General features: G+C 73.8%; 7 protein-coding genes. 2 read left to right on the top strand and 5 right to left on the bottom strand.

What is annotated here, in order from left to right:
* The first annotated feature begins 157 nt into the window (after window positions 1–157).
* A complete protein-coding gene (locus tag SH587_RS13415) occupies window positions 158–1,054 on the top strand; it encodes an SPFH domain-containing protein (protein ID WP_320671134.1) in 897 nt (298 codons plus the stop codon).
* Window positions 1,051–2,487, top strand: coding sequence for a S8 family serine peptidase (locus SH587_RS13410; RefSeq protein WP_320671133.1), 1,437 nt, complete (start codon window positions 1,051–1,053; stop codon window positions 2,485–2,487). The genes SH587_RS13415 and SH587_RS13410 overlap by 4 nt, the downstream gene beginning before the upstream one ends.
* A gap of 185 nt (window positions 2,488–2,672) precedes the next feature.
* On the opposite strand, the gene SH587_RS13405 is transcribed toward SH587_RS13410, so the two are convergent.
* The 5 genes from SH587_RS13405 to SH587_RS13385 form a co-directional block, all read right to left on the bottom strand.
* Window positions 2,673–4,427 (bottom strand): hypothetical protein, encoded by a 1,755-nt coding sequence (locus SH587_RS13405; RefSeq protein ID WP_320671132.1) that lies wholly within the window; start codon window positions 4,425–4,427, stop codon window positions 2,673–2,675.
* Window positions 4,428–4,743: 316 nt separating this feature from the next.
* Window positions 4,744–6,477, bottom strand: a complete 1,734-nt coding sequence (locus SH587_RS13400; RefSeq protein ID WP_320671131.1) for a hypothetical protein — start codon at window positions 6,475–6,477, stop codon at window positions 4,744–4,746.
* Window positions 6,478–6,714: 237 nt separating this feature from the next.
* Window positions 6,715–8,448, bottom strand: coding sequence for a hypothetical protein (locus SH587_RS13395; RefSeq protein ID WP_320671130.1), 1,734 nt, complete (start codon window positions 8,446–8,448; stop codon window positions 6,715–6,717).
* Between the two features lie 187 nt (window positions 8,449–8,635).
* A complete protein-coding gene (locus SH587_RS13390; RefSeq protein ID WP_320671129.1) occupies window positions 8,636–10,366 on the bottom strand; it encodes a hypothetical protein in 1,731 nt (576 codons plus the stop codon).
* 191 nt (window positions 10,367–10,557) lie between these two features.
* Window positions 10,558–12,219: a hypothetical protein gene (locus SH587_RS13385; protein ID WP_320671128.1), complete on the bottom strand. Its 1,662-nt coding sequence runs from the start codon at window positions 12,217–12,219 to the stop codon at window positions 10,558–10,560.
* Window positions 12,220–12,268: the final 49 nt, after the last annotated feature.

Genomic DNA, 12,268 nt, shown 5'->3' with positions numbered 1-12,268 from the left:
CCCACGACGGGCCCCGCCAGCGCGGCGGGGCCCGTCGCCGTTCGCGGCCGCCCGCCCGTCAGCCGGCGCGTGGGCGACCGCCGGTCCGCTACAACTGGGGTCCAACAACGACGTCGGGGTCACCGTCTTGTCTTCTCGTTCCTCAACGCCGCTCGGGGTGGGCGGCGCCGTCCTGCTGGCGCTGCTCGCGGCGTCCGGCCCGGCCGCGGCCGCGGTCCCCGCGCCGCGCTCGCCGGCCGATCAGACGATCCGCACGCTGACGGGCTGGACCGTGTCCGTGCACGGGCCGGACACGGTCGCCGAGAACGCGAAGGTCAGCACCGAGATCGCGATCCGCGACTTCTCCGGCCAGGTCACCGACGTCCTCTACCCGGAGACCGACCTCGAGTCCGAGGGCTGCCGGCCCAAGCAGCGGCCGAACTGCGTGCCGGCGCGGGTGGCGCCCGGCCCGCCGAAGCTGATCGGCGAGCTGGGGCTGGTGGTCCAGGACAACCTCCGCGACCCGCCCGGCGTGATCGTGCAGATGAAGCGCGCCGGCGACCACTGCTGCCAGCTGCTGGTCGGCTACGTGCCCGACCCGGCCGGCGGCTACTCGGTGGCGACGCTCAACGCCGGCGGCGAGCGGCTGCTGAGCGTCGACCAGGTGTCGCGGATCCGGGTCGGCAACCAGGCCTGGGAGACGCTCGACTGGCGCTGGCGCGCCCACCAGCCGAACTACCGCTGGGTCAGCCTCGACGAGGACGGCTGGATCGACGTCACCAGCGACGAGCAGCACCACGCCGAGCTGCGGCGGCTGACGCGGGCGCTGCGCAAGGCCCGGACCGCCGGCGCGGCCCGTTCGACGCGGGCGGTGATCATCTCCCACGTCCAGGCGCTGGGCGAGAAGGCGCGAGCCGAGAAGCTGCTGCGCAGCTACCGCCGGCGCTACGGCAAGACGCCCGCCGCGCGGCTGCAGACGCTGCTCGCCGTCCAGCGCGAGAGCGAGGACGGGGCCAGCGAGCGGATCGCCCGCGCCCGCGCCGCGACCCGCCCGGCCGCCTGGGACGCGCGATGAGCCGCCTGCGCGCCGCCGCCCTGGCCGGGACCGCCGCCGCCCTGGCCGGGACCGCCGCCGCGATGGCCGCCGGTGCCGCCGCGCCCGGGGTGGTCGCCGCGACCGCCGGCGCCCCCAACGACCCGGCCTTCGACCAGCAGTGGGCGCTGCGGGCCGGCGGGGCGACGGTCGAGGACGGCCGCGGGGCCAGCGGACGCGCCGTCGCCGGAGCCGACGTCGGCGCGCTGGAGGCGTGGGCGATCGCCCGTGGCGACGGCCAGCGGGTGGCCGTGGTCGACACCGGGATCACGCCGACGACGCCCGACCTGCGCGGCCGGCTGGCCGTCGCCGACGGTGCGCCGGGGCAGAACCAGCCGGACGCCGACCCGAGCGGCCACGGGACCGTCGTCGCGACCGTGCTGGCCGCCAACGCCGGCGACCGGACCGGGATCGCCGGGATCGCCCCGCGGGCGACGGTGCTCTCGCTGCCGGGGATCGGCGGGCTCTGGCCGGGTCCGAACGCGCTCGCCGAGGCGCTGGCGTCGGCCGGCGACCGCGGGATCCCGATCGTCAACGTCAGCATCGTCGAGACGGCCGCCGCGCAGGCGGTCGTGCAGGCGATCGCCGCCCACCCGCAGACGCTCTACGTGGCCGCGGCCGGCAACGGCGAGACGACCGAGAGCGAGCTGGGGATCGCGGCCCACGGCGACCAGGGCGTCGACGTCGACGCCCGCCCCACCTACCCCTGCGCGCTCGACCTGCCGAACGTGATCTGCGTCGGCGCCAGCGACCTGACCGGCAACCGCGCCTGGTTCGCCAACTACGGCCGCGCCGCCGTCGACCTGTTCGCGCCCGGCGTGGCGATCTACGCCACCCGCGGCGACGGCGAGCTGGTCGCGGCCAGCGGCAGCTCGGTCGCCGCCCCGCTCGTCTCCGGGACCCTGGCGCTGATGCGACAGGCGAACCCCTCGCTCGACGCGGCGGGGCTGAAGGCGACGCTGCTGGCCCACGTCCGGCGGGTGCCCTCGCTGGCCGGGGCCGCGACCAGCGGCGGCCGGCTCGACGCCGCCGCGGCCGTCCGCGCGGCGGCGGTGGCCAAGGGCGGCAGCCTGGCCGGCCCGCCGACCCTCGACCAGGTCGCGCTCTCGCGGCGGACGCTGGTCGACTGCCGCCCGAAGCGCCGCGGCTGCCGTTCGCGGGCCGCGCGGCTCTCGTGGCGGGTCTCGCTCGCGGGGACGCTGCGGATCCGCGTCCAGCGCCGCAGCGGCCGCCGCTGGCGGACGGTCGCCACCACCACCCGCACCGTCGCGGCCGGCCGCGGCCGCTACGACCTCGGCGGCCGCGTCGGCGGTCGCACGCTGAAGCCCGGCGGCTACCGGGTCGCGGTCCGCGCGCGCTCCGCGGCCGACCGCTGGTCGCGCGAGACGACCCGCTCGCTCACCGTCCGCCGCTAGTCGCGTTGCGGTCGCTCAGCGACCGGAACGTCACAGCCGGCGGGCCTTTTCCGGCCCGCCAAGCACGAGCGGGCGCCGCAGCCCCCCGACTGCGACGCCCGCCGCCGCGCTCGTGAGGAGCGCGGGTGCTCGTGGCCCCCGGCCGGTGACCGTCGTCCCGCGGGACGACGGTCACCCGCACCGGGTCAACCCTTCTTGCCGGAGCGCTTGGCGGCGCTCTTGACCGACACCTTCTGGACCCGGTACTGGCCCTTCGCGAAGGCCTTCAGGACCTTGGCGTTGGCGCGGGCCTGCTTGGCGCTCTTGGCCGGCTTGAGGGCCTTGCGGACCTTCGCCGGCAGGGCGCCCTGCGTCTTGGCCTTGCGCAGCCGCAGCGCGGCCTTCGAGGTCCCGACCGGGGCGATCGCCGACGCCGTGGTGCCGGCCGAGACGACCTGGACGACCGGCGCCGAGTTGGCGAGGTCGATCGACTGCAGGCCACCGCGGAACGGCACGCCGAGGGTGCCGCCGGCCTGGTAGCCGTCGATCTGGACCGCCGTCGCCGCCGCGACCTGGTTGGGCAGGAACTGGATCCGGATCGTCTGCGGGCCCGGCGCGCCGGTGCTGCCGAGGCTGACCAGGGTCGGCACGCCGGCGATCACGTCGCCGTTGGCGTCGAGCAGGTGGAAGTCCGTCCCGCTGAACGTGGTGCCGTTGGTGCGGCTGTCGAGCGTGATGTCGACCTGGCCGTTGCTCTTGTTGATCGTGGCCGAGGTCGCGTCGGGCGCCGAGGTCCAGCCGGTCGAGACGCCGCCGGCGTTGCCGCCGATCGGGGCGCCGCCGCCGATCCCGATCTGGCCGTTGGCGCTCTGGATGCCGCCGACGATCTGGCCGGCGTGCACGAAGTGCTCCTGCGCCTTGTCGGCCGGGTTCGGGAAGTTGACCGTGACCGACGTGCCGTCGGCGTTGACCACCGCGTTGCTGCCGGTGACGAAGTTCCCGGTCGCCGTGTAGGCGTAGAACAGCGGCGCGATCGGCGACTTGATCGGCTCGTCGTAGTGGTAGGTGACCGACGTCGAGCCGCCCGAGAGCCCGAGCTCGGCCGAGACCAGGTCCGGCAGCGCGGTCAGGCCGCTGGTGCCGGGAACGGCCGCGTGGCTGATCGGGTTGAGGCCGCCGATCAGGCCGGTGCGGTTGCGGGCCTGGACGGCGCCGGGCACCACGATGACCCGCTTGGCCTCGGTCACCAGGTTGCTGGCGCCGGTCGGGAAGCGGACGCCGACCTCGTAGTCGCTGTAGCTGTTGATCGAGGTGCCGAGGACGATCTGGCCGCTCGACTTCACGAAGCTGAACAGCGCCGGCAGGGCGATCTGCGGGTCGAGCTTCTGGTCGAAGGTGAAGATCAGGACGTTGGCGTTCAGGTTCGACTCGTCGACCCGCACGCCGACCAGGTCCGGGCCGTTGGTGTGGCCGCGGGTGCCGGTCTGGCCCTTGGCGCCGGTGACGCCGGTCGAGTCGGCGATGTTCGGCTGGTTGCCGTTGAAGGCGCGGACCGCACCGCCGTTGACGGCGCCGTAGGAGACCTCGTCGAAGTCCGGCGACGTGGAGGTCCAGCGCAGCTCGACCGTGTTCGGCTTGCTGCCGACGACCGACGCCGCGTTGGCGAACGGCAGGTTGGTGGCCGAGCCGAAGCGGTTCGACGAGCCGTAGCCGCCGAGCGTGAACTGGTTCGGGCTGATGGCGTTCGAGGCCAGCGGCTCGTCGAAGGTGAACCAGGCCACCTTGTCGGGGCCGGACTCGCCGAACGTCACCGAGCGGAGATCCGGCACGTGGTTGAAGTTGGCCGGGTTGGCCCCGCCGAGAGCGGCGCCGGCCGGCGCGGCGGCCAGCAGCGAGGCCGCCAGGACGCCGCCCGCGGCGGTCGCCAGGCGCACGCGGCGCCGAGCACGATCGTTGGTCATCTGTCCCCCTAGAGACGTCTATGTCGCGTTTCCCAGCGGCGTCGACCCCTCGACACCGCCGGACCACCCCCTGCGACCGACCCACGGCCACAAGTCCTCGGACTAGTGAACAGGGTCGTTCGTGGCCGGTCAACCTTCTCTGTCGGGGACCCGTCACAACCGGCGACGCCGGCGTGACGAAATCCCCGCGCAGGGGAGCCAGAGACGGACGAGCGCCGCGATCCGTGCGATCGCGACGCTCTCCGGCGGCGCGCCCGTGCCGAGGGCGCGCCCATCCGCCGGTCCGCCGCAACGGGCGGCGGACCGGACGCGGAACTCAGCCCTTCTTGGCGGCCTTCTTGACCGCGACCTTCTTGACCTTGTAGCTGGCGCTGCGCTTCTTGCCGTAGAAGGCCTTCAGGACCTTGGCGTTGGCGCGGGCCTGCTTGGCGCTCTTGGCCGGCTTCAGGGCCTTGCGGACCTTCGCCGGCAGCACGCCGACCGTCTTGACCTTGCGCAGCTTCAGGACCTTCTTCGAGGTCCCGACCGGCGCGATCGCGGCAGCCGAGGCAGCCGCCGACAGCGACTGCGCGACCGGTGCCGCGTTGAGACCGTCGGGGCCGGCGTTGGAGCCGGCGACCGCGAACGGGCCGGACTGGCCGAAGGCGTCCCAGCCCTGGATCTCGAGCGCCGAGGACGCCGCGACCTGGTTGGGCAGGAACTGCAGGCGGATCGTCTGCGGGCCCGGGGCGCCGTTGGAGCCCTCGCTCACGACCGACGCCGCACCGGCGACGACCGTGTCGCCGTTGGCGTCGACCAGCGTGAACGCGGTCGGATCGACCGACGGGATCGTCAGGCGGGTGTCGAAGGTGACGTCGACCTGGCCGTTGTTCTTGTTGAACGTGGCGGAGGTGGCGTCGGGGGCCGAGGTCCAGCCGGTCGACGTCGCGCCGGCGTTGCCGCCGATCGGGGTCGTGTCGGCGAGCACCGGAACGGCGTTCGCGTTCAGGACCGCGCCGTCGAAGACGGTCGCGGAGACGAAGTGCTCCTGCGAGAGGTTGGCGGCCGGGTTCGGGAAGTTGACCGTCACCGACTTGCCGTCCGCGTTGATCACCGCCGAGGTGCCGGCCACGGGGGTGCCGCTCGCGGTCTGGCCGAAGAAGCGGTTGGCGAGCGGCGTGTTGACCGGCTCGTCGTAGTGGAAGGTGATCGACGTCGAGCCGCCCGAGCTGCCGAGCTCGGCCGAGAGCAGGTCGGGACGGGCCGTCGCCTTGCTCTTGCCGGCGACCGCGAGGATCGTCGGCAGGCTCGGGTTGCCGTTGTTGACCGACTGGGTGCCGCCGCCGGCATCAGCGGCCTCGACGGCCTCGGTCACCAGGTCGTCGCCGGGCAGCGACGGGAAGCGGACGGCCACCTCGTAGCTGCTGGCCGACGCGATCGACGCCGCGGCGACGGTCGCGCCGTCCTGCTTGATGAACGCGTAGCGCGTCGGGTCGACCGAGCCGGTGTCGATCCGCTGGTCGTAGGTGAAGATCAGGACGTTGGCGTTCAGGTTCGACTCGTCGACCCGGACGCCGACCAGGTCGGGCGCGACGGTGCGGCCGCGGGTGCCGCTCTGGCCCTTGGCGCCGGTGACCGCGGTCGAGTCGACCCGGTTCGGCTGGTTGCCGTTGAAGGCGCGGACGGCGCCGGCGTTGGCGACGCCGTAGGTGACCTCGTTGAAGTCGACGTCGTTCGACGTCCACCGCAGCTCGACGGTGTTCGGCTTGCTGCCGACCACCGAGGCGGCGTCGGCCAGCGGGACCTGCTGGCTCGAGGCGTAGCCGCCGAGCGCGAAGTCGCCGGGGTTGACCGCGTTCGAGGCCAGCGGCTCGTCGAACGTGAACCAGGCGACCAGGTCGGGACCCGACTCGCCGAACGTCACCGAACGGAGGTCCGGAACGTGGTTGTAGCTGGCGGGGTTGGCCCCACCGAGAGCCGCCGAGGCGGGAGCCGCCGCGGCGAGGGAGACCGCCAGCACGCCGCCGGCGATCGCGGAACGGCGCGCCAGGCGCCGAGCGTTCGTAGTCATGTAGGTCCTCCTTCAGAGGGCCGAATGTCCTCCGGCTCGAGCCCGACCAAGGCTCCGAACCGCACCCCACGGCCAACCCAGTACGGCCGCTGACGGCGACGACGCTAGCACCAACCATCGTCGACACGCGCCGCAGACCGCCGTTGTGTCGGCACGACGACGGTTCGTCCGTCGCCGAACCGTCGCCGGTCGGTCCGCGGCACGGAAGGCGCCGTGCCGCGGACCGGGAGCGAGGGGTCAGCGCTTCTTGGCCGCCCGCTTGACGGCGACCTTCTTGACCTTGTAGCTGGCGGCGCGCTTCTTGCCGTAGAAGGCCCGGAGGACCTTGGCGTTGGCGCGGGCCTGCTTGGCGCTCTTGGCCGGCTTCAGGGCCTTGCGGACCTTCGCCGGCAGCACGCCGACCGTCTTGACCTTGCGCAGCTTCAGGACCTTCTTCGACGTCCCGACCGGCGCGATCGCCGCCGCCGACGCCGCCGCCGACAGCGACTGCGCGACCGGCGCGCTGTTGGGCCCGTCGACGCCGACGTTCGAGCCGAGGAAGCCGAACGGTCCCGAGGTGCCGAAGGCGTCCCAGCCCTGGATCTCGATCGCCGAGGCGGCCGCGACCTGGTTGGGCAGGAACTGCAGGCGGATCGTCTGCGGACCGGGCGCCCCGTTGGAGCCCTCGCTGACCACCGACGCCGCCCCGGCGACGACCGTGTCGCCGTTGGCGTCGACCAGCGTGAACCCGGCCGGGTTCACCGACGGGATCTGCAGCCGGGTGTCGAGCGTGACGTCGACCTGGCCGTTGCTCTTGTTGAACGTGGCCGAGGTCGCGTCGGGCGCCGAGGTCCACCCGGTCGCCAGCGCGCCGGCGTTGCCGCCGATCGGCACCGAATCCCCGATCGAGGGCACGGCGTTGACGTTGCTGACCGCGCCGAAGAAGGCCAGCGCCTCGACGAAGTGCTCCTGCGAGAGGTTGGCCGCCGGGTTCGGGAAGTTGACCGTCACCGACTTGCCGTCGGCGTTGATCACCGCCGACGTGGCCGGCACGTTGGTGCCGCTGGCCGTCCGCGCCAGGAACAGCGGCGCGACCGCGTTGGTGACGGGCTCGTCGTAGTGGTACGTGATCGAGGTCGATCCGCCCCCGCTGCCGAGCTCGGCCGAGAGCAGGTCCGGACGAGCCGTCGCCTTGCTCTTGCCCGCGACCGCCAGGACGGTCGGCGCGCTCGGGTTGCCGTTGTTCACCGACAGGACGCCGGCGCCGCCGTCGACCCCCTCGACGGCCTCGGTGACCAGGTCGTCACCGGGCAGCGACGGGAAGCGGACCGCCACCTCGTAGCCGCTGGCCGACGCGATCGACGCCGCGGCGACGGCGGCGCCATCCTGCTTGATGAAGAAGTACTGCGCCGGGTTGACCGAGCCGCTGTCGATCCGCTGGTCGTAGGTGTAGATCAGGACGTTGGCGTTCAGGTTCGACTCGTCGACCCGCACGCCGACCAGGTCGGGACCGACCGTGTGGCCGCGGGTACCGGTCTGGCCCTTGGCCCCGGTGACCGCGGTCGAGTCGACCCGGTTCGGCTGGTTGCCGTTGAAGGCGCGCACCGCAGCCGCGTTGACCACGCCGTAGGTGACGGAGTCGAAGTCGACGTCGTTGCTGGTCCAGCGCAGCTCGACCGTGTTCGGCTTGCTGCCGACCACCGAGGCCGCGTCGGCCGGCGGAACCTGCTGGCTCGACGCGTAGCCGCCGAGCGTGAAGTCGGCCGGGTTGATCGCGTTCGAGGCCAGCGGCTCGTCGAACGTGAACCACGCGACCAGGTCGGGACCCGACTCGCCGAAGGTCACCGACCGCAGGTCCGGAACGTGGTTGTAGTTGGCGGGGTTCGCCCCACCGAGGGCGGCCGACGCCGGAGCGGCGGCAGCCAGGGAGATCGCCAGCACCCCGCCGGCGATCGCGGAACGGCGCGCGCGGCGCCGAGCGTTCGTAGTCATATGAGGTCCTCCTTCAGAGGCCCGTTTCTGTCTCCGGCCGGAGCCCGACCAAGGCTCCCAACCGCACCCCACGGCCAACCCAGTGCGGCCGCTGACAGCGTCGACCGTACCACCGGAGCAGGAGCCCGCCGCGGACGTGTCGGGACGGCGACACACGCGTCGTCGCCGTCCCGTCGCGAGCGGCCGTTCAGCGCTTCCCGGCGGCCTTCTTGACGGCCACCTTCCTGGCCTTCAGCGAGCCGCCGGCCTTCAGGTAGCGGCGGATGACCCGCGCGTTGGCGCGGGCCCGCTTGGCGCTGCGGGTCGGCTTCAGCGCGCGCTGGAGCCTGGCCGGCAGCACGCCGACCTTCTTCACCGAGCGCAGCTTCAGCTTCGCCTTCGCGGTCCCGACCGGCGCGATCGCCGCCGCCGTCGTGCCCGCGGTCAGCGCCTGCGCCACCGGCACCGAGTTCGCCCCGTCGGCCGTCACCAGCGAGCCGAAGAACGGCGTCGGACCGGTGACGCCGAACGGCGCGTCGTAGCCGTTCAGCTCGATCGCCGACGCGGCGGCGACCTGGTTGGGCAGGAACTGCAGCCGGATCGTCTGCGGGCCCGGCGCACCGTCCGAGCCGGCGCTGACGACCGACTGGGCGCCGGCGACGACGGTGTCGCCGTTGCTGTCGACCAGCGTGAACGCGACCGGGTTGACGCCGATCGTCACGTTCAGGCGGGTGTCGAGCGTGACGTCGACCTGGCCGTTCTGCTTGTTGAACGTCGCCGAGGTCGCCTCGGGCGCGGACGTCCAGCCGGTCGAGGACGCCCCCGCGTTGCCGCCGATCGGCGCCGAGTCGTTGAGGACCGGGACGTTGTTGGCGTTCAGCACCGCCCCGGTCAGGTTGAAGGCCTGGACGTAGTGCTCCTGGCTCTTCTGGGCCGTCGGGTTCGGGAAGTTCACCGTCACCGTCTTGCCGTCGGCGTTGACCACCGCCGTGCTGCCCGCCACGTAGACGCCGCTGGCGGTCCGGACGAAGAAGCTGCCCGCGATCGGCGCGTGGACCGGCTCGTCGTAGCTGTAGGTGACCGAGGTCGTGCCCCCGCCGCTGCCCAGCTCGGCCGCCAGCAGGTCGGGACGGGCGGTCGCCTTCGACTTGCCCGCGACCGCGACCACGCCGGCCGAGTTGAAGTTGGCGTAGTTGGCGGAGAAGGTCGCGCCGACGTTGGCGAAGCCCTCGACCGCCTCGGTCACGAGGTCGTCACCGGGCAACGACGGGAAGCGGACCGCGACCTCGTAGGCGCTGATCGACGCGATCGAGGCCGGCGCCACCGTGGTGCCGTCCTGCTTGACGAACCCGAACGCCCCCGGGACCGCGACGCCGTTGAGCGCCTGGTCGAAGGTGAAGATCAGGACGTTGGCGTTCAGGTTCGACTCGTCCACGCGCACGCCGACCAGCTCGGGACCGACCGAGTGGCCGCGGGTGCCCGACTGGCCCTTCGCGCCGGTGACGGCGGTCGAGTCGACCCGGTTCGGCTGGTTGCCGTTGAAGGCGCGGACGGCACCCGCGTTGACCACGCCGTAGGTAGTCTCGTCGAAGTCGACGCCGTTCGACGTCCACCGCAGCTCGACCGTGTTCGGCTTGCTGCCGACCACCGACGCGACGTCGGCCGTCGGGATCCGCTGGCTGGAGGCGTAGCCGCCGAGCGTGAACTGGGTCGGATCGATCGCGTTCGAGGCCAGCGGCTCGTCGAACGTGAACCAGGCCACCTGGTCGGGCCCGGACTCGCCGAAGGTCACCGACCGCAGGTCCGGAACGTGGTTGTAGTTGGCGGGGTTCGCCCCGCCGAGCGCGGCCGAGGCGGGCGCGGCGGCCGCGAGCGAGACCGCCAGCACCCCACCGGCGATCGCCGAACGGCGCGCGAGGCGCCGAGCGTAGGACGTCATTCGAGGGTCCCCCTTCGAGCTGTTTTTCCGACCCGCAGCCCGACCAAGGCCCGGTGTCGCACCCCGCGGCCAACCCGTGACGGCCGCACGACCGCCCCAGTCAACCGCGACGGAGCCCGCACCGTCAACGCCGACGCGCCGCTCTGCCGGGCCCACGACGGAGCCCGTGTCGGCGCGCCGACAGAGTCCGGTCAGCGCTTGCGCGGGGCCCGGCGGGCGGCGACCCGAGTCACCCGCAGCCGCCGGTCGCGCGGGTCGGCGCGCAGGAAGCGCACGATCAGCCGCGCGTTGGCGCGGGCGCGGCGCTGATCCCGCGTCGGCCGCAGCGCCCGCCGGACCGCCGCCGGCAGGACCCCGATCGTGCGCACGCCCCGCAGCCGCAGCCGCGCGGCGGAGGTGCCGAGCGGCGCGATCGCGGCCGCCGTCGCCGCCGGGCTCAGCGCCTGGGCGACCGGGATCGCGTTGGCCGGATCGACCGCCGCCAGCGAGCCGCGGAAGGGCACGCCGGCGAGGCCGCCGGCCGCGTAGCCGTCCAGCTCGAGCGCGTGCGCCACCGCCAGCTCGTGGGGCAGGAACTGCAGCCGGATCGTCTGCGGGCCGGGAGCCCCGTTCGAGCCCTGGCTGACGACGTCGAGCGCCCCGGCCCGGACCAGGTCGCCGTTGTCGTCGACCAGCCGGAACCGCGCCGGATCGACCGAGGGGATCTCCAGCCGGGTGTCGAGCGTCAGGTCGACCTGGCCGTTGCGGCGGTCGAAGGTGACCGCGGTCGCGTCGGGCGCGGTCGTCCAGCCGCCGGCGAGCGCCCCGGCGTTGCCGCCGGTCGCGACGGCGCCGCTGGCGGCGGCGTTGCCGTTGGCGTCCCGCACCGCGCCCGGCAGCGTGACCGCGTGGACGTAGTGCTCCTGCTCGCGGGCGGGGTGCGGGTGGGTGACCCGGACCGTGTAGCCGTCGGCGGTGACGACCGCGGTCCGTCCCGGCACCGGCACCCCCGAGGCGGTGTAGGCCAGGAACGAGGCGGCGATCGGCGTGTTGACCGGCTCGTCGTAGCGGTAGTCGATCGAGGTCGCACCCGCCGTCGGATCGACCTCGGCCGTGATCAGGTCGGGCAGCGCGGTGGTGCCGCCCTGGCCGACCACCACCGCCTGGCCGGGCGGGCTCGGGTTGCCGTGGTCGGCGGAGCGGACCGCGCCGACGCCGACGTTGGCCCGCACCGCCTCGGTCACCAGGTCGTCGCCGGGCGGCGAGCCGAAGCGGACCGCCACCTCGTAGTCGCTGGCCGAGGCCAGCGCCCCCGCCGGCTCGGTGCGACCGTCGCGCTTGACGAACCGGAACTGGCCCGGCACGACCGCGGTCCGGTCGATCCGCTGGTCGAAGGTGAAGATCAGGACGTTGGCGTTCAGGTTCGACTCGTCGACGCGGACCCCGACCAGATCGGGCCCGATCGTGTGGCCGCGGGTGCCGGAGCGGCTCTCGCTGCCGCTGACCGCGATCGCGTCGACCCGGTTCGGCTGGTTGCCGTCGAAGGCCCGCACCGCCCCGGCGTTCACGACCCCGTAGGTCGCCTGCGACAGGTCGGGGCCGGGGCTGGCGTAGCGCAGCTCGACCACGTTCGGCCGCGTCCCGACCACCGACGCGGCGTCGGCGACCGGCAGCTGCTGGCTGGAGCCGTAGCCGCCGAGCCGGAAGTCGGCGGCGGCGACCGCGTTGCTGGCCAGCGGCTCGTCGAAGGCGAACAGCACCACCCGGTCGGGACCGCTGCGGGTGAGGGTCACCGACAGCAGGTCGGGCACGTGGGCGTAGCGGGCCGGTGGCGCTCCGCCGAGCGCGGCGGCGACCGGTTGGGCGACGGCCAACGGCGCCAGCGCGACGGCGACCGCCGCACCCCACCCCCATCTACGGACT

Origin of the sequence: Patulibacter defluvii (genome assembly GCF_034096925.1) — a bacterium.
Taxonomy (GTDB): domain Bacteria; phylum Actinomycetota; class Thermoleophilia; order Solirubrobacterales; family Solirubrobacteraceae; genus Patulibacter; species Patulibacter defluvii.
This window is presented reverse-complemented; position numbering and strand designations above follow the sequence as displayed.

Bases quoted from the DNA above. Each gene is read 5' to 3' on its own strand.
- SH587_RS13400 (WP_320671131.1), bottom strand. From the start codon at position 6,477: ATGACTACGAACGCTCGGCGCCTGGCGCGCCGTTCCGCGATCGCCGGC.
- SH587_RS13395 (WP_320671130.1), bottom strand. From the start codon at position 8,448: ATGACTACGAACGCTCGGCGCCGCGCGCGCCGTTCCGCGATCGCCGGC.
- SH587_RS13390 (WP_320671129.1), bottom strand. From the start codon at position 10,366: ATGACGTCCTACGCTCGGCGCCTCGCGCGCCGTTCGGCGATCGCCGGT.
- SH587_RS13405 (WP_320671132.1), bottom strand. From the start codon at position 4,427: ATGACCAACGATCGTGCTCGGCGCCGCGTGCGCCTGGCGACCGCCGCG.
- SH587_RS13410 (WP_320671133.1), top strand. From the start codon at position 1,051: ATGAGCCGCCTGCGCGCCGCCGCCCTGGCCGGGACCGCCGCCGCCCTG.